17 protein-coding genes and 1 pseudogene are annotated in these 18,820 nt (G+C 71.0%); 6 read left to right on the top strand and 12 right to left on the bottom strand.

Going from position 1 to position 18,820, the window contains the following annotated elements; translation table 11 throughout:
* Window positions 1-88: 88 nt before the first annotated feature.
* Together IFU30_RS04930 and IFU30_RS04925 are read right to left on the bottom strand one after the other, a co-directional pair.
* The gene (locus IFU30_RS04930) at window positions 89-1,387 is read right to left on the bottom strand and encodes an ABC transporter substrate-binding protein (RefSeq protein WP_192004502.1); all 1,299 of its coding nucleotides are present in this window, start codon (window positions 1,385-1,387) and stop codon (window positions 89-91) included.
* Window positions 1,388-1,499: 112 nt separating this feature from the next.
* Window positions 1,500-2,732, bottom strand: coding sequence for an aminotransferase class V-fold PLP-dependent enzyme (locus IFU30_RS04925; protein ID WP_192004501.1), 1,233 nt, complete (start codon window positions 2,730-2,732; stop codon window positions 1,500-1,502).
* Between the two features lie 237 nt (window positions 2,733-2,969).
* On the opposite strand from IFU30_RS04925, the gene IFU30_RS04920 reads away from it, so the two are divergent.
* The gene (locus tag IFU30_RS04920) at window positions 2,970-3,662 is read left to right on the top strand and encodes a FadR/GntR family transcriptional regulator (protein ID WP_079705021.1); all 693 of its coding nucleotides are present in this window, start codon (window positions 2,970-2,972) and stop codon (window positions 3,660-3,662) included.
* A 186-nt stretch (window positions 3,663-3,848) separates the two neighbouring features.
* Here the strand turns inward: IFU30_RS04920 and IFU30_RS04915 are convergent, their stop codons facing one another.
* The 3 genes from IFU30_RS04915 to aztA form a co-directional block, all read right to left on the bottom strand.
* Window positions 3,849-4,790, bottom strand: coding sequence for an SDR family NAD(P)-dependent oxidoreductase (locus IFU30_RS04915; protein ID WP_192004500.1), 942 nt, complete (start codon window positions 4,788-4,790; stop codon window positions 3,849-3,851).
* Between the two features lie 258 nt (window positions 4,791-5,048).
* Window positions 5,049-5,393 carry a chorismate mutase gene (locus tag IFU30_RS04910; RefSeq protein WP_064296108.1) on the bottom strand — a complete coding sequence of 115 codons (345 nt, stop codon included), beginning with the start codon at window positions 5,391-5,393 and terminating at the stop codon, window positions 5,049-5,051.
* Between the two features lie 61 nt (window positions 5,394-5,454).
* Window positions 5,455-6,147, bottom strand: a complete 693-nt coding sequence (gene aztA, locus IFU30_RS04905; protein ID WP_197977380.1) for a zinc ABC transporter ATP-binding protein AztA — start codon at window positions 6,145-6,147, stop codon at window positions 5,455-5,457.
* A 50-nt stretch (window positions 6,148-6,197) separates the two neighbouring features.
* Here aztA and aztB point away from each other — a divergent pair, with 50 nt between their 5' ends.
* Genes aztB through aztD form a run of 4 tightly spaced genes read left to right on the top strand, consistent with a single transcriptional unit; the run spans window position 6,198 to window position 10,624 of the window.
* Window positions 6,198-7,196 (top strand): zinc ABC transporter permease AztB, encoded by a 999-nt coding sequence (gene aztB, locus IFU30_RS04900; protein WP_192004499.1) that lies wholly within the window; start codon window positions 6,198-6,200, stop codon window positions 7,194-7,196.
* Window positions 7,088-8,413, top strand: coding sequence for a hypothetical protein (locus IFU30_RS04895; RefSeq protein ID WP_342450803.1), 1,326 nt, complete (start codon window positions 7,088-7,090; stop codon window positions 8,411-8,413). Before aztB ends, IFU30_RS04895 begins: the two co-directional genes overlap by 109 nt.
* Before the next feature lie 2 nt (window positions 8,414-8,415).
* On the top strand, window positions 8,416-9,348 hold the full coding sequence (gene aztC / locus IFU30_RS04890) for a zinc ABC transporter substrate-binding protein AztC (RefSeq protein ID WP_192004498.1): 933 nt from the start codon (window positions 8,416-8,418) through the stop codon (window positions 9,346-9,348).
* A gap of 28 nt (window positions 9,349-9,376) precedes the next feature.
* Window positions 9,377-10,624, top strand: coding sequence for a zinc metallochaperone AztD (gene aztD, locus IFU30_RS04885; protein WP_192004497.1), 1,248 nt, complete (start codon window positions 9,377-9,379; stop codon window positions 10,622-10,624).
* 85 nt (window positions 10,625-10,709) lie between these two features.
* Here the strand turns inward: aztD and IFU30_RS04880 are convergent, their stop codons facing one another.
* From IFU30_RS04880 to IFU30_RS04870, 3 genes and pseudogenes are all read right to left on the bottom strand, one after another.
* The gene (locus IFU30_RS04880; RefSeq protein ID WP_342450802.1) at window positions 10,710-12,104 is read right to left on the bottom strand and encodes an FtsX-like permease family protein; all 1,395 of its coding nucleotides are present in this window, start codon (window positions 12,102-12,104) and stop codon (window positions 10,710-10,712) included.
* A 227-nt stretch (window positions 12,105-12,331) separates the two neighbouring features.
* Window positions 12,332-13,009: pseudogene (locus tag IFU30_RS04875) on the bottom strand (ABC transporter ATP-binding protein); the annotation flags it as partial.
* A 102-nt stretch (window positions 13,010-13,111) separates the two neighbouring features.
* Complete coding sequence (locus tag IFU30_RS04870) at window positions 13,112-13,426, bottom strand: hypothetical protein (protein ID WP_192004495.1); 315 nt, start codon at window positions 13,424-13,426, stop codon at window positions 13,112-13,114.
* Window positions 13,427-13,553: 127 nt separating this feature from the next.
* Between IFU30_RS04870 and IFU30_RS04865 the strand changes: the two genes are divergently transcribed.
* On the top strand, window positions 13,554-14,708 hold the full coding sequence (locus IFU30_RS04865) for an AI-2E family transporter (RefSeq protein ID WP_192004494.1): 1,155 nt from the start codon (window positions 13,554-13,556) through the stop codon (window positions 14,706-14,708).
* Between the two features lie 66 nt (window positions 14,709-14,774).
* Here the strand turns inward: IFU30_RS04865 and IFU30_RS04860 are convergent, their stop codons facing one another.
* The 4 genes from IFU30_RS04860 to IFU30_RS04845 are packed head-to-tail and all read right to left on the bottom strand — an operon-like array spanning window position 14,775 to window position 18,755.
* Window positions 14,775-15,872, bottom strand: coding sequence for an ABC transporter ATP-binding protein (locus IFU30_RS04860; RefSeq protein ID WP_192004493.1), 1,098 nt, complete (start codon window positions 15,870-15,872; stop codon window positions 14,775-14,777).
* Entirely contained in the window at window positions 15,869-16,681 is an 813-nt protein-coding gene (locus tag IFU30_RS04855; RefSeq protein ID WP_192004492.1) for an ABC transporter permease subunit, read from the bottom strand. Before IFU30_RS04855 ends, IFU30_RS04860 begins: the two co-directional genes overlap by 4 nt.
* Window positions 16,678-17,646: an ABC transporter permease gene (locus tag IFU30_RS04850; RefSeq protein WP_249404635.1), complete on the bottom strand. Its 969-nt coding sequence runs from the start codon at window positions 17,644-17,646 to the stop codon at window positions 16,678-16,680. The genes IFU30_RS04855 and IFU30_RS04850 overlap by 4 nt, the downstream gene beginning before the upstream one ends.
* Complete coding sequence (locus IFU30_RS04845) at window positions 17,646-18,755, bottom strand: ABC transporter substrate-binding protein (RefSeq protein ID WP_079705012.1); 1,110 nt, start codon at window positions 18,753-18,755, stop codon at window positions 17,646-17,648. Before IFU30_RS04845 ends, IFU30_RS04850 begins: the two co-directional genes overlap by 1 nt.
* Window positions 18,756-18,820: the final 65 nt, after the last annotated feature.

Here is an 18,820-nt window from a genome sequence, read left to right as displayed (position 1 = left end):
CGGCGGTCCGCGAGGGACCGGCCGGGGGTGTCGGGGTCGCCCGCTGCTGCGTGCGACCCGCTTCGTCAGTGGTGGTCGTCATGGACGGTTACTCGCTCTTCCACTTCTCGGTCCAGTACTCGTCCCAGCCCGCAAGGAGCTTCTCCGGCGTGAGCTGGCCGATGAGGACCTGCTGGATCTCCGAGTCGGACTTCTGGATCCACTCGGTCCACCAGGAGGAGCCGCGCGGCTGCGTAACGCTCAGGTAGGTGTCCGGGTTCTCGTTCATCGTGACGTAGCTGGCCCACGGGCCGGTCTTGTAGAAGTCGCTGTCCGCCGCACTCTTGACGATCGGGACGAGGCTGTTCTCCTGGGCGAAGGTGGTGGCCTGCTTGTCCTCGGAGAGGAACTCGATGAGCTTCGCGGCCTCGGCCTTGTGCTCGCTCGACGCCGCCGTGCCCCAGCCCGCAGTCGCCATGGGCTGCGCGGCCTTGCCGGTCGGGCCGGTCAACAGCGGAGCGGTGCTCCACTGCTCGGCCGTGATCGCCTCGGACTGCTCGACGGTCGCGATGACCTCCGGGTCCTGCAGGAGGAACGCGGTCGAACCGTTCGAGAAGCCTTCGACCATCTCGGGGTAGCCCCACGCGACGGACGACGGCGGCGAGGCCTCCTTGAAGAGGTCGAAGTAGGTGTTGACGGCGTCGAGCGCCTCCGGTGCGGAGAAGATCGTGTCGCCGTTCGTCAGCTTGAACGCGTTCTCGGTGTCGAGGTCGTCGGCGACGTAGGCCTCGATGGCCGCGACGACGTTGCTGTTCGCGTTGGTGCCGCCCCGGAAGGCGTAGCCGAACTGGTTCTTCGCGGGGTCCTGGATCGCGGAGGCCTGCTCGAGGAGGTCGTCCCAGCTCTTCGGGGGCCCGTCGAAACCGGCCTCCTTGATGAGGTCGGTGCGGTAGAACAGGCTCAGCCCGTAGAAGCCGTAGGGCACGTAGTAGACCTTGCCGTCCTCGCCCTTCGCGTACTTCGTCGCGTTGTCGGTGAGGTCGTCCCAGCCCTTCCAGTCCTCGAGCTCGCCACTCATGTCGTCGAGCCAGCCGTTGGTGGAGAAGGGGCCGACGGTGATGTCGCGGACCTCGAGCACGTCGACGCCGGAGCCGGACTGCAGCATCTGGGTGATCTTCTGGTCCGCCTGGTCGGTCGGCGGCGAGATGAGCTCGACCTTGATCTTCGGGTTGTCGGCCTCGAAGTCCGCGATGAGCGACTTCAAGACCTCGGTCCGGGCGGGGTTGGTCAGGCTCTCGACCATCTGCAGGGTGACGGTGCCGTCGCTCGCGCCGCCGGCACAGGCCGACAGGGCGAGGCCGGTGACGACGGACAGGCCGATGGCTGCCGTTGCGCGTGACTTCCTCATGCTCGCTTCTCCTTTGAGTGGTGCTGGTGGGGGTGCTGCGGGGGTGGGTGCTGTGGTGCCGGTGCAGTGCGGTGATACGGGTGTGGTGATGTCGGGTCGGGCGGTTCCGCGCTCAGCTCGTGGCCGCGCGCTCCTCCTCGGCCCATCGCGCGAGGACCGGGACGGCGTGCTCGGCGAAGTGTTCGAAGTCCTCGGGGGTGTTGTAGACGTGGGTGGAGAGTCGGACGTAGCCGATCCCGTCGAGGCTCGTGAACGCGCCCTCGACACCGAGCTCGGCGGAGACGCGGTCGCGGAGACCGTCGGCGGTCGCGTGGGTCGTCGCGAGGCCGGTCGGGAGCTTGACGAGCCGGAGGGCGTTGACCGGCATGCCCACGTCGACGTGGCTGTCCTCGCCGGTGATGGCGGTCACGGCGTCGGCGACCACCTCGACGGCGTAGTCGGCGAGCTCGGTCATGTAGTCCCGGGCGGCCGACCAGCCCCACATGTCCTCGATGAACCCGAGCGAGGTCGCCGCGGCGAGGTAGCTCGTGACGTCGACCGTGCCCTGGGTGTCGAATCGCTGCGGGAACGGGTACGGCGAACCCCAGGAGTCGATGAGCGGGTAGAGCTCCTGCGCGAGCGGGCTGCGGGCGACGAGGACGGCGGCACCGCGAGGGGCGCACCCGAACTTGTGCAGGTTGCCGACCCAGAAGTCGCAGTCGAGGTCGCGCATGGGGTCGGCGTAGAGGCCGGGGACGTGGGCGGCGTCGACAAGCGTGGGGATGCCGGCGGCACGGGCCGTGGCGGCGATCTGCTGGACCGGCAGGAGTCTGGCGGTCGGCGAGGTGATCTGGTCCATCACGATGAGGGCCGTGCGGTCGCTGAACTCGGCGACGACGGCGTCGTGGGCGGTCTGCGCGTCGGCGTCGAGCGGGATGCGGGCGGTCCGGACGGTGCCGCCCCAGCGACGCGCGAGCCGCTCGGCCCCCATCGTGACGGCGCCGTAGCCGTGGTCGGTGACGATGATCTCGAGGCCAGGCTGCACGGGGAGGCTGGAGAAGACGACGCTCGCGCCGGCGCTCGCGTTCGGAACCATGGCGAGCTGGTCGACCGAGGCCCCGAGGAAGTCGGCGATCCCGACACGGGCCGCGCCGACCTTGGCCGGGAGGGCCGGGAACCAGGTGAGGGGCGCCGCCTCCATTTCACGGCGGAGGGCCTGCTGATGCTCCTGCGCGACGATCGGGACAGCCCCGAAGGATCCGTGGTTGATGTGACGCTTGGTCGGATCCAGCGTCCACCCGGCCGTTGCCGGTCGGCCGTCGCCGAGCGTGAGCGGCGCTGGCCGTGCGATGGTGCGAGTGTCCACAGTGACGTTCCTCCGAGTCGATTATGCAGTGGATTGTCCGATAACCATAGGGGCAACGTTTGATGACTTGGGTTTCTGTCGTGTTACAAGTGATCACTCAGGTCGTTTCGGGATCGATTCATCGGATGACTTGGTCTTTGAGGGTGGAGTCATCGGATGTCTCATGGTCCGCGGCGGCTCGCGGATCACCGGTGAGAGGCCGCTACGATGGCGGGACGACCCCTGAGGAGGAGCCGCATGTCCGCAGTCGACACCGCGTTCCACGGCCTGCGACACATGATCGCGTCGGGACGGCTCGTGGCGGGGCAGCGGTTCCCGGCCGAGAACGAGCTCTGCGACGAACTCGGCGTGTCCCGTGGGTCCCTGCGTGAGGCCGTCCGCATGCTGGCCGCCCTCGGGATCATCGAGTCGCGGCACGGTTCGGGCACCTACGTGTCGATGCTCCGGCCCGAGGAGATCATCGGCAGTCTGTCGCTCACGGTCGACCTCCTCCCCCTCGACGGTCTCCTGCAGATGTACGAGCTGCGGCGGGTGCTCGAGACCCATGCCACTTCGCAGGCGGCTGCTCGCGCGAGCGACGAGGTGCGCGCCGAACTCGCCGAACTCGTGGAGGCGATGGAGCGGACGACCGACCCCGCCGAGTCGAGCGAGCTGGACCACCGGTTCCACGAACTCATCGCGCGGACGGCCGGGAACGCAACGTTGACGGCCCTGCTCCAGGTCTTCCGGTCGCGCTCACGTGCCTACGACGTCTTCAGCCTCCCCGCCGGCGACGAGCTGCGTCGCGTCAGCAACCGCGGCCACCGGGCGATGACCGAGGCGATCCTCTCGCGCGACCCCGTCGGCGCGGCCGGGGCGGCGTCAGCGCACGTCGCGCAGACCGAGGAGTGGTTGCGGGTCCTGCAGCCGCCGGCGACCCCCGCCGACTGAGGTCTGGTTGCGCCAGCGCGGTGCGCTGACGTCAGCGCGGGTCTGTGGCGCGAGCGCGGGCCTCCGGAGGGGTGCGCTCAGCGCCATGCCCCGCAGTCACGCCGGTTGAGGCGCAGTCACGCGAGCGCACCGCGCTGGGGCCGATTCCCCCGCGCTCGTGCCGGCGCGGTGCGCTGACGTCTGTGCTCAGGAGGTCGGGAAGATGGGCGTGCCGATGAGCCGCTCGAGGTCGGTCCAGAGCGCCGACGCGACGTCTCGATCGGTCGTGATCGCTGCCGGGGTCTGTCGGACGGCGTCACCCTTCGTCAACCACCGGGGACCGTAGAACCAACCACCGTCGGCCGCCTCGTCGGTGACCGCTCGGAGCGTCGGCTCGGCACCCCGCTGTTTGCTCTGCGCGTAGACGGACTGCAGGGTGTCGGAGAAACGGCGCCCGCGGGTCGGCTCGTTGACGCCGGGGACGCGACGGTCGAGTCCGTTGACCGAGTAGCCGGGGTGCGCGACGAGGGCCCGGACGGTGCTGTGCGACGCCGCGAGCCGACGGTCGAGCTCGAAGCCGAGCGATGAGAGGGCGATCTTCGACTGGGCGTACGCCTGCCAGCCGCTGTACCCGTCGCGGAGCTGCAGGTCGTCGCCGTGGAACCGGACGAGCAGGGTGGAGAGGCTTCCGAGGAGCACGACGCGCGGCGCGCAATCGTGCGCATCCGCCGTGCGCTGCAACACCGGCAGGGCCTCGGCGAGCAGGGCGGCGTGGCCGACGACGTTCGTCGCGAAGACCAGCTCGATGCCGTCGGACGTCTCCTGCCGCTCCTTCGGCATGTGCACCATGCCGGCGTTCGCGACGAGGGCGTCGAGACGGTCGAGGTCCGCGAGTCGCTCGCCCGCCGCGCGCACCGAGTCGAGCGAGGAGGTGTCGAAGGGGAGGTGGCTGAGTCGGGCATCGGGCACCTTCACCCGCATCGCCCGCATCGCCGCCTGGGTCTTGGTCGCACTCCGTGACGCGAGAATGACTTCCGCACCGGCTCGCGCGAGCCCGAGGCTCGTCCAGAAGCCGAGGCCGGCGTTCGCTCCGGTGACGAGGACGACGCGTCCGGTCTGATCGGGCAGGGAGTCGGCGTTCCAGGTCATGGACTCATGATGGCGCAGGACGCTGGACACCGCCCGAAGAAGCGTCACCCCTTGCCCTGGTTCACCCGAGGTGTCAGCGCGGTGCGCCGACGTGACCGCGCGCGAATCGGGCCGAGCGCGGACGAACGGGCCTGACCGCACACGAACGGGCGTGACCGCGGGCCACACGCGTGGGCGCGACCCTCCGGAGACCCGCGCTCACGCCACAGACCCGCGCTCGCGTCAGCGCACCGCGCTGGCGGAACGGAACACGCGGGATCAGTGCTGGTTGGCGAGACGCTCGTGGTGATGGATGACCTCGGCGACGACGAAGTTGAACCACTTCTCGGCGAAGGCCGGATCGAGGTGCGACTCCTCGGCGAGCGCCCGGAGACGGGTGATCTGCCGCTGTTCGCGCGCCGGGTCGCTCGCAGGCATGTCGTGCTCGGCCTTCAGGCGACCGACCTCCTGCGTGCACTTGAACCGCTCGGCCAGCAGGTGGACGAGTGCCGCGTCGATGTTGTCGATGCTGCTCCGCAGGCGGCCCAATCGCTCGGTGGCCGCCTGGGCGTCCGCCGCAGCGGCGCCGGTCGTGGGTTCGGGTTGCTGCTCGGCCTGGCTCATGCGAAAACTCTAGCAACGCGCCGGGGGCCGGAGACGGGTCGCCGGGCGATCCCCAGCCGGTTCACCGCGGATCCTCGACGAGACATCCCGCCTCGAGGTGCACCCGCGCGTCGGCCTCCGCGACCGCGACCGGATCATGCGTCACCTCCACCACCGTCGCGCCACGGTCGGCCTCCGCCCGGAGCACCTCGCGGATCGCCAGCCCAGCAGCACGGTCGAGGCCGACGGTCGGCTCGTCGAGCAGCAGGAGGTCGGCCTCACGCGCGAGCGCCTGCGCGACGAGGACCCGCTGGCGCTGCCCGCCCGACAGCTCGCCGAAGGAGCGCCCGGCGAGGTGCAGGACGTCGAGGCGGGCGAGGCTCTCGTCGACGATGCGTCGGTCCCGAGCCCCGAGTCGACCCCACCAGCGACGCAGCGTCGGCCAGCGTCCCATCGACGCGACGTCGCGCACCGTGACCGGGAAGCGCTCAGGCACGGCGCTGCGTTGCGGGACGTAGGCGGCCGACCGACCGTCGAGGCCGTCGACGCCGCCCGAGGTCGGTCGGTGGAGGCCCGCGATCACCGCGAGCAGCGTCGACTTCCCCGCGCCGTTCGCCCCGGTGACGACGGTGATGGCCGCCGCCCCGACCTCGGCTGAGATCCCGTGCAGGACGCGCGCGCCGTCGTACTCGGCCGACACGTCGTGGAGTCGGATGCCGGACACGACGGACCGTCCCGCCATCGGAGGGCGAGGGGTGCTCGTCGCGGATCGCATGTCATCACCCTATCAATACTGAGAATCATTTTCATGTAGAGTGCTCGACCATGACCTGGATCACCGAGCCGTTCACCGCGGCCTTCCTCCTGCGCGCCCTCATCGGCGGTCTGCTGGTGGCGGCCGTCTGCGGTGTCGTCGGCACCTGGGTCGTCCTCCGCGGCCTCGCGTTCCTCGGGGAGGCGATGGCCCACGGCATGCTGCCCGGCGTCGCCACCGCGGCACTCCTCGGCCTGCCGCCGGTCGCCGGCGCGGCCGTCAGCGCGGTCGTCATGACCGTCGGCGTCAGTCTCGTCTCGCGGCGCGGCAGGCTGTCCCACGACACCTCGATCGGTCTCCTCTTCGTCGGCATGCTGGCCCTCGGGGTCATCATCGTGTCGTCGAGCAGATCGTTCGCCACCGACCTCACGGCGATCCTCTTCGGCGACATCCTCGCCATCCGGCCCGCGGACCTGGTGGGCCTCGCCATCGCCCTCGTCGTCACCGTGGGCGTCGCGGTCGCCTTCCACCGCCCGTTCGTCGCGCTCGCCTTCGACCGCCGGGTCGCTCAGACCATGGGCCTCCGGCCGCGACTCGCCCACGCGATGCTCGTCGGCCTCGTGACCCTCGCAGTCGTCGCCTCGTACAGCGCCGTCGGCACCCTGCTCGTCGTGGCGCTCCTCCTCGGGCCGGCCGTCGCCGCGGCCCACTGGGCGCGTCGCATCCCGCTCATCATGCTGCTCGCCACGGGTTTCGGCGGCCTGGCCGTGCTGCTCGGCCTGCTCCTCTCCTGGTACGGCGACACCGCGGCCGGAGCGTCCATCGCCGCCTGCTCGATCCTGCTCGCCACGGTGTCGTGGGGCGCGCGGGCGCTCGTCGGACGGCTCCGGCGGCCCACCGACCGCCACCTCGACCACCCCGACGACCACCTCACCGAACCGACCCATCTGGAAAGCGCACCGTGCACCGACTCCTCCGACCGACCATCCGACCAGGCGGCACCCGCCCGACCGACGACCGGCTCCCCCGCGCCACACGCACCGCGCTCGCTCTCGGCGCCCTCGCACTGACCCTGACCGCCTGCGCGCCGCAGGGGTCGGCATCACCCACCGCGACGGCCTCGGACGAACCGCGCGGACACGGCTACGTCGAGGGCGCGAGCGAGCTCCCCGAGCCGCAACTGCACCTCGCGACCGCCGATGTCGACGGCACCGTCGAGCTGACCGACCTGCTCAGCGAGGAGCGCACGACGCTCGCCGAGCTCGGCCCGATCTCGGCGCTCACGGGCGACGGCCGGTTCGTCGCCGCGCAGTCCGAGCCCGCCGGCACCGTGACGATCATCGACACCGGTGTGTGGACGGTCGACCACGAGGACCACCAGCACTACTACCGCGCCGAGGCGCGGGTCGTCGGCGAGATCGAGGGCGACGGACCAGCGACGATCACCGCCGGTTCGACGACCACCGCCGTGCGGTTCGCCGGTTCGGGCGAGACACTCCTCCTCGACACCGCCGCACTCGGCACGGGCGACATCACGCAGTCCGGTCGGATCCGGACCTCGCCCGGTGCTCCCGGGATCACTGTGCCGATCGGCGAGACGGTCGTCGCGACCGACGGGACCGGCAAGCTGCATCTCCACGGCATCGACGGCGACCTCCTCGACCCCTCGTCGGCGTCCGTGACCGCTGCCGACGCTGTGCTCGCCGGGTGCACCGATCCGGCCGGCAGCATCACGACCAACGTCGGCGTCGTCATCGGCTGCGCGGAGGGCGCGGTCCTCGCCGTCGTCGACCGCAGTTCGAGCGACGCCGACCCGGTCCCCACGTTCGAGGCGATCCCCTATCCGCAGGCTGTCGCCGCCGTCGACCGCGCGACGTCCTTCCACGCGCGTCCCGGCCGTCCGACGGTCGCCGCCGTCGCCGGCACCTCCGGCGCCTGGCTGCTCGACACCCGCGAGCGCAGCTGGGCCCTGCTGCCGACCCCCACGCCGCTCCAGCTCGTCACCGCCGTCGACGACCGCGACCAGCACGTCGTCGGCCTCACGACGACCGGCGACCTCCTCGTCATCGACGGTGCCACCGGCGCCGTGACGGGGACCGCGGCCGCGCTCGTCGGTGCAGCCGACCTCGCCACGGGCGTCCAGCTGGAAGTCGATCAGAACCGCGCCTACCTGAACACCCCTGGCACGCGCACCGTCTCCGAGATCGACTACGGCGACGCCGCGCGGATCGCCCGCACCTTCACCTTCGACACGGCACCGGCGTTCCTCGCCGAGACGGGACGCTGACCATGCGAGCGACCATCCCCCGGACGACCGCCCTCCTGCGCACGACCGCCGTCCTCGCGGCCGGCCTCGTGCTGGGCACCGGCCTGACGAGCTGTGCGGCGAGCGCCGACGACCGCCCGCTCGTCGTCGTGACCACGAACATCCTCGGCGACGTCGTCGGTGAACTCGTCGGTGACCAGGCCGAGGTCCTGACCCTCATGCCGCCCGACGCCGATCCGCATTCTTTCGAAATCTCCGCGCGGCAGGCGGCGCGCATCACCGGTGCGCAGCTGCTCGTGTCGAACGGCCTGGGACTCGAGGAGGGACTCACCCAGCACCTGGAGACCGCGGCCGACGAGGGGGTGCCGATCGTCGAGGCCGGCTCGCTCGTCGACGTCCTCGAGACCGCGTCCGGCGCGACCGATCCGCACTTCTGGACCGACCCGACGCAGATGACGTCGGTCGTGGACGGGGTCACCGAGGCGTTGCTCGAGGAGATCCCCACGCTCGACGCGGCCGAGCTGCAGGCGAACGCCGCCACGTACACGGCCGAGCTCGAGGCGCTCGACGCCGAGATGGCCGAGGCGTTCGCCGCCATCCCGGCCGAGCAGCGGAAGCTCGTCACCAACCATCACGTGTTCGGGTACCTCGCCGCCCGCTACGACTTCCAGGTCATCGGCGCCGTCATCCCGAGCGGCACCACGCTCGCGGCCCCCAGCGCCTCGGACCTCGACGAACTGTCGACCGCGATCGAGGAGGCCGGCGTCCGGACGATCTTCGCCGACTCCTCGCAACCCGACCGGCTCGTGCAGGTGCTCGCCGACGAGGCGGACGTCGACGTCGCCGTCGTCCCGTTGTTCACCGAGTCGTTGACCGCCGAGTCGGGCGACGCCCCCACCTACCTCACCATGATGCGCGCGAACACCGAGCGCATCGCCACCGGACTCTCGCCCTGAGCGGGCGTCCACGAACCGATAGGAAACCATGCAGCAGCACCACCGCAGTCCCCTGGCATCGCGCCTGAAGCGCGGCCGGGTCCCGTTCCTCGCCGTCGGCACCGCCGCGGCCCTCCTCCTCACCGGATGCTCGACCGCGAGCGGCTCCGCGCCCGACCCGAGTGCGTCGACCTCCGCCGACCCGCAGCGTCGGATCACCCTGACCTACGACGGCGGCCTCCTCGTCCTCGACGCCGCATCCCTCGAGGTGGTCGGCGACCTCCCCCTCGACGGGTTCAACCGGGTGAACGCCGCCGGCGACGGGCGGCACGTGCTCGTCACCACGACGAAGGGCTTCCAGGTCCTCGACACCGGGACGTGGACGGACGAGGACGGCACCTCGAAGCAGGCCGACCCGGTCCTGACCGACCTCGTCTTCCCCGCCGACACCGCAGGCCACGTCGTCCGTCACGCCGACAAGACCATCCTGTTCGCCGACGGCTCCGGCGACACGACGATCTTCGACAGCGCTGACCTCCTCGAAGCCACCGACGAGCTGCCCGAGACCGAGACCATCCCGTCGGAGGCCGCGCACCACGGTGTCGCCATCGAGCTCGAGGACGGCACCGTGCTGTCCACGATCGGCACCCCGGACGCCCGGACCGGTGTCCGGGTGCTCGACGACTCGCGCACCGAGATCGCCCGCAACGAGCAGTGCCCGTCGGTGCACGGTGAAGGCACCGTCAAGGACGAGGTCGTCGTGTTCGGCTGCAGCGACGGCGTGCTCGTCTACGACAGTGGCGTCTTCACGAAGATCCAGGCGCCGGACGCCTACGGGCGCACGGGCAACCAGTACGTCAGCGAGACGTCCTCCATCGCGGTCGGTGACTACAACAGCGACCCCGACGCCGAGGGCTACGACCTCCGCCAGCTCGCGTTCACCGACACGGTCGCGAAGACGACGAAGATCGTCGACCTGCCGGAGGGCGTCGGCTACACCTGGCGCGACGTCGCCCGAGGGCCGAGCGACGAGGTCATCGTGCTCGGCAACGACGGTTCGCTGCACATCCTCGACGAGCAGACGGGTGCCGTCACCGACACCATCGAGGTCATCGACGCCTGGGAGCCGCCGGCCGAGTGGCAGGACGCCCACCCGGCGCTCGTCGTCCAGGACGGTGTCGCCTACGTGACCGACCCGGCGACGAAGTCGATCCACGCTGTGGATCTCGCGTCGGGCGACATCACGACGGGTGAACTGCCCGGCGTCCCGAACGAGATCGCGGTCGTCACGGGCTGACCCGACCTCCCCGAGAGCGCCCGTTCCGTCCTCCCCGCGTCATGCAGGGGACGGAACGGGCGCTCTCGTCGTGCGGGCCGGGCGGTCAGACGCGCTCGGGCGCTCGGAGCACCCCGGAGACGACCGGACGGGTCGCGCGAAGGGCCGCCCACACGAGCCCGATGCCACCGGCGAAGCACCCGACGATGACGAGGACCGACAGCGGGGCGAGGATGACACTGATGCCGGCCATCGGCAGGACGAGCAGGACGCCCAGTCCGGCCGAGCCCAGCGCGACCACCCGCAGGGGCAGCATGACCGCGCGACCGCGAGCCCGTTCCATGACGTCCCGCGGCACCCCCAGGCGGTCGAGGCTGACGTACAGGTCTCGCCGGTCGAGGACCGCCGACGCCTGGTTCACCCCGACGGAGCACGCGACCATGAGGAACGACGCGACGAGCGTGATGATCACGCCGGTGCGGATGTCGTCGATGAGGATGGCGCTCTCGCGGTCGAGGTCGGAACCTCCGGCGGCGTCCATGAGCGCCACCCCGGTCCCGGCGACGACGGCGACGAAGCTCGTCATCGCCACGCCACTGACCTGACGCCACGCCGCCTTCGGCGACTCCAGGATCGTTCGGGCAGCGAGGAGCCGCTCCGGTGTCTTGGCACGCTTGGCCGACCCACGGCCGATCACCCCGACGACCCAGGGGCCGATCAACCCGAGCACCCCGACGCCGGCGGCGAACCCCACACCCAGGACGGCGATCATGACGGCGACCTCCTGCAACCCCGTCACGACGGAGAGCATGCCGTAGGCGACGATCACGACGACGACCCCGACGACGATGCGCAGCCAGTGCACGGTCGGCGCCTGCTGCTTCGTGCGGACGCCGAGCGGGCTCACGTTCACCGCGCGGAGACCGATCGCGGCACTCGCTGCTGCGAGCAGCACGACACCGAGGACCACCGCGGCGATGATCGGGACACCGACCCAGACGCCCTCGACCCCGATCGGGGAACCGCCGAACGGGATGAGCCCGACGAGCGGCAGCATGCCGAGATACAGCAGGATCCCGGCGAACGCACCGAGGAGGGCGACCCCGGCCGACTCGAGGACGGTCATCGCCGTGACCGTGCCGGGTGTCGCGCCGAGGAGTCGGAGGGTGGCGAGTCGGTCGTCGCGGCGCCGGGCGGAGAGCCGCGCGGCCGCCCCGCCGAGCGAGCCGAGCGGGACGAGCAGCAGGGCCAGCGCCAGCACGCTGAGCACCTGGTAGATGAAGGCCGTCTCGCCGGTCCACCGCCAGAACATCAGGGTGCCACCCAGCACGGTGAGCACGAGTGCCGTGGTCACGGCGAATGCGACCGCCGGGAGCACGATCGTCGCAGGGCTCTGCGCGCCCGGGCGGGCGAGCATCCAGGTGAGACGGACGACGGGACTGCGACCGCTGCCTGCGGGGACCGGGATCCGGGTCGGTGCGACCCCGACTGCGGCGGTCACGGTCGGGCTCCGTTCGGGACGACGCCGGTCGCCTGACCCGGGTGGGCCTGCGGCGGGTACGGCTGCGCAGCGGGCTGGGCGTACGGCTGCTGCGGGAACGGCTGCCCGGCGGGCTGCTGCTGGTACGGGAGCTGCTGCGGCGCGTACGGCTGCTGCACCTGCTGCGGCACGGGTGCCTGCCCGGTCGCGAACTGCTGCGGCGGGGTCGGCGCGCCGACGCCGCCCGGCTGCCCGACGATCCGACCGTCGGCCAGGCGGATGGTCCGCGAGCACCGCGCGGCGACCGTCTCGTCGTGCGTCACGAGGACGAGCGTGCGTCCCTGCCCGGTCGTCGCGTGGAGCAGGGCTCCCATGACGTCGGCCGAGGTCCGGGAGTCGAGCGCGCCGGTCGGCTCGTCGGCGAAGACGATGGGGGCGCCGGTCACCTGGGCGCGGGCGATCGCGACGCGCTGCGCCTGACCACCGCTCAGTTCGCCGATCCGTCGGGTCTCCATGCCGGCCAGTCCGAGGGCGGCGAGCCACGCCGCCGCGCTCGTTTCAGCGGCGATGCGCGGTGTCCCGCCGAGCATCAGCGCGATCGCGACGTTCTCGACGGCGGTCAGCTCGGGGATGAGCAGGCCCTGCTGGAAGACGAAGCCGAAGGACTCGCGCCGCAGCTGCGAGCGGTGCCGTTCGTCGAGCTGGTCGACGCGGACGACGCCCGTCGGAGTGTTGAAGGCGATCGAGCCGGTGTCGGGGGTGACGATCCCGGCGAGCGCATGCATGAGCGTGGTCTTGCCGGAGCCGGAGGCACCCATGATGGCGACCGACTCACCGGGGAGGATGTCGAGGTCGACGCCGGCGAGGGCGACGGTCGGCCCGTACTGTTTCGTGAGTCCGCGAGCGGAGAGGATCGAAGTGTTCATGCTCCCATCGTCGGCGGCGGGTGTCGCCCTTCGCGTCGGCCGGGCGATGCAAGCTCAGCCATGCGGGTCATCCGCGAGGTGGACCCGGCGTGGACCTCGCGGTCAGTTGCCGCGGCGGCGGTACTGGGCGAAGACCGCCGCGTCGGCCGCCCAGCCCGCGCCGAGGAACCGGAGGCCTGTTCCGGCGTCGGTCCCGTCGGCTGGGGCCGCGGGCGCCTGCGCCGGCTCGACCGAGGCGGTGAGGTCGACCCCGGCAGCGCCCGCGGCGACGTGCGCCGTAGCACTGACGCGCTCGGCGACCACTCCCTGCTCCGCGGCCTCGTCGCGCCGACTCGGCATCGCCTCCGTCAGCGGGACCGCCCGCAGCGGTGCGGTGACCCGGGTGTGGACGGCGTGCGAGCGGGTGATCGATGACATGTTCCCATCGTCCTGAACCCGAGCACCCGGCACATCCCGCAGCCGGGTGATCCTCCGGGGCCCGGTCTCATCCTCCGGTACCACGACAGCTGTCGGGCAAACGGGCGGTGGGCAATACGCTTGCGGCATGACGAGTGCACCCCATCGCCACCAGCCGCTGCGCCCGGCGGCACGTCAGCAGCGGGTCCGGTTCCGCGCCCATCGCCCGGCCGAGGTGACGACCACCGTCAGGACGACGCTCCAGCGCCCCTTCGCGATCGGCTTCGTCGGAGCGCTCGGGGCCCTGGCGGCCATCCTGCTCGCCCTCACCCTCGGCTCACTGTCGACCATCCTCGTCTCCATCGCGGTCGGCCTCTTCATCGCGCTCGGCCTCGACCCGGTCGTCGTGCGGCTCGAGGCACGCGGCATCAAGCGCCCGTTCGCGATCGCGATCGTCTTCGCCGTCTTCGCCGTCCTGCTCGCGCTCCTCCTGGCCCTCGTCATCCCCGTCGTCACCCGGCAGGCCGTCGAGCTCGTGAGCAACGCCCCGACCTTCCTGACCGGCATCCAGGACCAGGAGTGGTTCCGGTCCCTGAGCGACTACCTCGGTCCGGGCGTCGACCTCCAGGGCGCGCTCGACTGGCTCTACGGGGTGGCCGCCGACCCGAAGACGTGGGTCGTCCTGGCCGGCGGCGCCCTCAACCTCGGCGTCGGCATCGCGAACGGCTTCTTCGGCGGCTTCATCGCCCTCGTCCTCGCGCTCTACTTCCTCGCGTCCATGCAGGCGATGAAGAACGCCTTCTACTCCTTGGTGCCCCGTCGCTCCCGGCCGCGCGTCGTGTCGATCACCGACCAGATCACCGCCTCGATCGGCGGATACGTGAGCGGCATGGTGGTGCTGGCCGGGATCAACGCCGTCCTCGGGCTCATCATGATGCTCATCGTCGGGGTGCCGTACGCCGGGATCCTCGCCGTCGTCATCTTCTTCGTGACGCTCATCCCGCTCGTCGGCTCGATCATCGCGACCGTCGTCGTCGCGACCGTCGGGCTGTTCGACTCACCGACGACGGCACTCATCGTCATCGTCTACTACCTGGTCTACATGCAGATCGAGTCGTACGTGCTGACGCCGCGGGTCATGAACAAGGCGGTCGCGGTACCCGGCGCCCTCGTCGTCATCGGCGCGATGGTCGGCGGTTCGCTCATCGGGCTGCTCGGCGCCCTCGTCTCCATCCCCGTGACGGCGTCGATCCTGCTGATCATCAAGCAGGTCGTCGTGCCACGGCAGAACGCGAAGGCGTAGCCCTTCGACAAGCTCAGGGACCGGTGGTGGGCTCAAGGGACCGGTGGTGGGCTCGGGAACCGGTGCTCAGGCCGCCTGCACCGGGACGGGACGACCGGCGAAGCGGACGCGGACGGACTCCCCCGCCTCCAGTCGTTCCGTCGCACCGTGCTGCACCGCGACCAGCGTGCCGTCCGGCAGCTCGACGGTCGTGCGACGCACCGGCCCGAGGAAGCTGGACGTGAGCACGACCGCAGCGGACCCGACCGCGGGCGCCGTCGCGTCGGTGAACACGACGTCCTCCGGCCGGACGAGCGCGACGACGGCCCCGTCCCCCCGCTGCTCGCCGATCACCGGCAGCACCTGCCCGAGCACCTCGACGCCACCGGGCACGAGCACACCAGCGATCCGGTTGCTCAGGCCGATGAACTCCGCGACGAACGGCGACGACGGCCGCGAGTAGAGCTCCTCCGGCGTGCCGATCTGCTCGATGACACCGGCGCGCATGACGGCGACCCGGTCGGCGACGGCGAGCGCCTCCTCCTGGTCATGGGTCACGAAGAGGGTCGTGATCTGCAGCTCCGACTGGATCCGACGGATCTCGTCGCGCAGCTGGACGCGCACCTTGGCGTCGAGGGCGCTGAGCGGCTCGTCGAGGAGGAGGACCCGAGGCCGCGTGACCAACGCCCGGGCGAGGGCGACGCGCTGCTGCTGCCCGCCCGAGAGCTGGTGGGCGTAGCGGGCGGCGAGGTGGCCGAGGCCGACGAGGTCGAGGCTCTCGGCGGCACGCGTCCGTCGCTCGGCCGCGGGCACCTTCCGCATGCGCAGGCCGAACTCGACGTTCTCGAGCACCGTGAGGTGTGGGAACAGCGAGTAGGACTGGAACACCATGCCGAGGTCGCGCCGGTTGGTGGGCACGGACACGACGTCGACGCCGTCGATGAGCACGCTCCCCGAGGTGATGTCCTCGAGTCCCGCCAGGCTGCGGAGCGCGGTCGTCTTCCCGCACCCCGACGGCCCCAGCAGCGCGACGAACTCGCCGGGCGCGAGGTCGAGGCTCACGCCGTCGAGGGCGCGGGCACCCGAGCCGTAGTCCTTCACGACGCGATCGAACCGCACCGCTGCACCGGCCGGGCGTCCGTCTCCGGGCGTCGCTGCCGGTGCCGACTGGTCGATGGTGGTCATGGTGTCTCCCTGATGCGTCGGATCGATCCGACGCGGCCGATGATGAACAGCAGGACGAATGCGAAGGCGAGCGCCAGCAGAGCGAAGGCCACCGCGACGAAGGGGTCGCTCTTCGACACCTGCACGAGCGAGGTCTGCAGCGTGTTGCGTCCGAGGAGCGAGGCGATCGTGTACTCACCGAGGACGACGGCCACCGAGATGACCGACGCTGTCAGCACGCCACGACGCAGGTTGGGCAGCAGGACGCGGACGAGGACGGTCCCCCAGCCGGCGCCGAGCGTGCGCGCGGCCTCGGCGAGAGTGCCGACGTCGACCGACTGCAGGTTCGCGGCGATCGCCCGATAGGCGTACGGCAGCACCGTGATCCCGTAGGCGAACGCGAGCGTCCACGGCGCACTGCCGAGGAGCCTGGCCACGACGGAGTAGACCGGTGCGAGTCCGACGACGAGCACGATGGCCGGGACGGTGATCGGGATGATGCAGACGAACTCGAGGACGCGCTGCAGCTTCGGGAAGCGGAGCTTGACGAGGATCATCGTCGGCAGCAGGAGCACCACGACGATCAGGACCGTCACCGCGGCGAGCACGACGGAGTTGCCGATGCCCTGGAAGAGCACCCGGTACTTCCGCGAGTTCTCCGGGTCAAGGATCGCGGCCCAGTGCCCGAGGTCGTGGCCGCCGTCGATCCCGGCGCGCAGGGTGAACTCGACCATCGACAGGATCGGGACGGCGAACACCCCCGCGACGACGACGAGGATGATCCGGCTCGTGAGCTTCGACGGCGTGGCCGAGTCGCGGACGGCGCTCATCGCTGCCACCGTTCCGTCCGCGCCTGCAGGGCGGAGTAGGCCGTCATCATGACGACCATCACGACGATCATGCCGATCGCGAGCGAACCGGCGAGGTTCTCGCGGCCGAGGACGGTCTCGCTGATGAGCGCTCCGCGGATCTGCAGCGGCACGATCTGCGCACCCTGGCTGATGAGCGCGGCGGCGGTCGCATAGCTCGAGAACGCGTTCGCGAACAGCAGCAGGAGCGACCCGAGGAAGGAGGGGGCGAGGATCGGCATCGCGATGCGGGTCCAGTAGGTGAAGCGCGTGCCGCCGAGGGTCGCGTTCGCCTCGGACCAGGTGCGCTTCAAGCCCTCCATCGCGGGCACGAAGGTGATGACCATGAGCGGCACCTGGAAGTACAGGTACGGCAGGAGGAGGCCCGGGACCTGGTAGAGCCAGACGCCGTCGGCGAAGAGGTCGACCCCGAGGCGGTCCTTGAGGAACACGGTCACGAGGCCCTGGATGCCGATGGTCGCGATGAAGGCGAAGGCGAGCATGACACCACCGAACTGGGCGAGGACGCTCGAGGCCGCGTCGACGAAGGTACGGATGAGCCCGTCGGGTCGGACCGCGAGGAGCGCGTAGCAGACGAGGGCTCCGATGACGGCTCCGGCGACCGCGGTGACGGCGGAGACCCAGAACGAGCTGGCGAAGGCCCCGAGGACCGCCGGCTCGCCGAGCGCCGTGAGGTTGTCGAGCGTGAACGCGCCGTCGCCGTCGAAGAAGCCGGTGGCGAGGGCGAGGAACGTCGGGACCGCGAGGAAGAGCAGAGTGTACAGCGCGAACGGCGTCAGGCCGAGGAGCGCCCAGCGCGGACGGCGGCGGGGGCGCGCCGCGGCGGGTTCGGCCGAGGCGTCCGATGCGTCGGTCGGCGGGAGCGAGACGGCGGGGCCGGCGTGTGCCGACCCCGCCTCACTCCGCCGGGTGGCGGAGGCACTCATCAGGAGATCGCTGCCGCCCACTTCTCGGCGAGCAGCGAGGTGGCCTGCTCGGTCTGCTCGGGCGTGAACTGCACGAGGTCGGCGGGCATCTCGCCCACGGCGTCGAGGGCCTTCTGGTCGACGGTGTCGGCCTCGACCATCGCGGCGAGGGTCGACGGGTACGCGCCGGCGGCGAGGTACAGGTTCTGCGCCTCGGGGCTGAAGATGAACTCCTGCCAGAGTCGCGCGGCCGCGGGGTGCGGGGCGTCCACGTTGATGGCCTGGTTGTAGTAGCTGCCGACGGCCGAACCCGGGAGGACGGTGGTCTTCCAGTTGCGCTGGCCCTCGTTCTCGGTCGCCGCGGCGAGGTTGTTGTAGCTCCAGTCGATCACGACGGGGGTCTCACCCGAGGCGATGGTCGCGGGGGTCGGGTCGAGGGGCAGGAAGTTGCCCGCCTGGTTGAGCTTCTGGAAGAAGTCGACACCGGGCTGGATGTCGTCGGCCGAACCACCGGACTGCAGGGCGGCAAGGTAGACGCCGGCTGCGGCGGCACCGGCCTGGGTCGGGTCGCCGTTCAGCGCGACCTTGCCCGCGAACTCGGAGCCGAGGAGGTCGTCGAGCGACTTCGGTGCCGGGACGGCGTCCGCGTCGTAACCGATGGAGACGAGGCCGGTGTAGTCGTAGACCCACAGGCCGGTCTTCTCCTTCGAGCCCTCCGGGATGTCGTCCCAGTTGGCGACCTGGTACGGCGCGAACTGGTCGAGGTTGTCGAGGGCGACGGCGGAGCCGAGGTCGAAGACGTCGGGAGCGGTGTCCTGGCCCTGCTGGTTCTTCGCGGCCGTGATCTCCTCGGCGCTCGAGACGTCGGGGTCGGCCGAGTTGACCGTGATGTCGTACTTGTCCTCGAACGCGGAGATGATCTTCCCGTAGTTCGCCCAGGTGTCGGGAAGGGCGATGACGTTCAGCTGGCCCTCGGCCTTCGCCGCCTCGACGAGCGCGTCCATCCCGCCGAAGTCCTCGGCGGAGGTCGCCTGCTTGGCGTCGACGTCGGAGCCGGCTCCGGTGTCCGCTCCGGCGGAGCATGCGGTGAGCGCGGTCGCTGCGAGCGCAACGATGGCGAGGGCGGTCATACGCCTGGTGTTCACGGTTCCTCCAGTGACGTCGGCGGCCGCCCGTGCTGTCGGGCCGTCGGATA

The sequence above is a fragment of the Plantibacter sp. CFBP 8798 genome (genome assembly GCF_014841195.1).
Classification (GTDB): domain Bacteria; phylum Actinomycetota; class Actinomycetes; order Actinomycetales; family Microbacteriaceae; genus Plantibacter; species Plantibacter auratus.
This window is presented reverse-complemented; position numbering and strand designations above follow the sequence as displayed.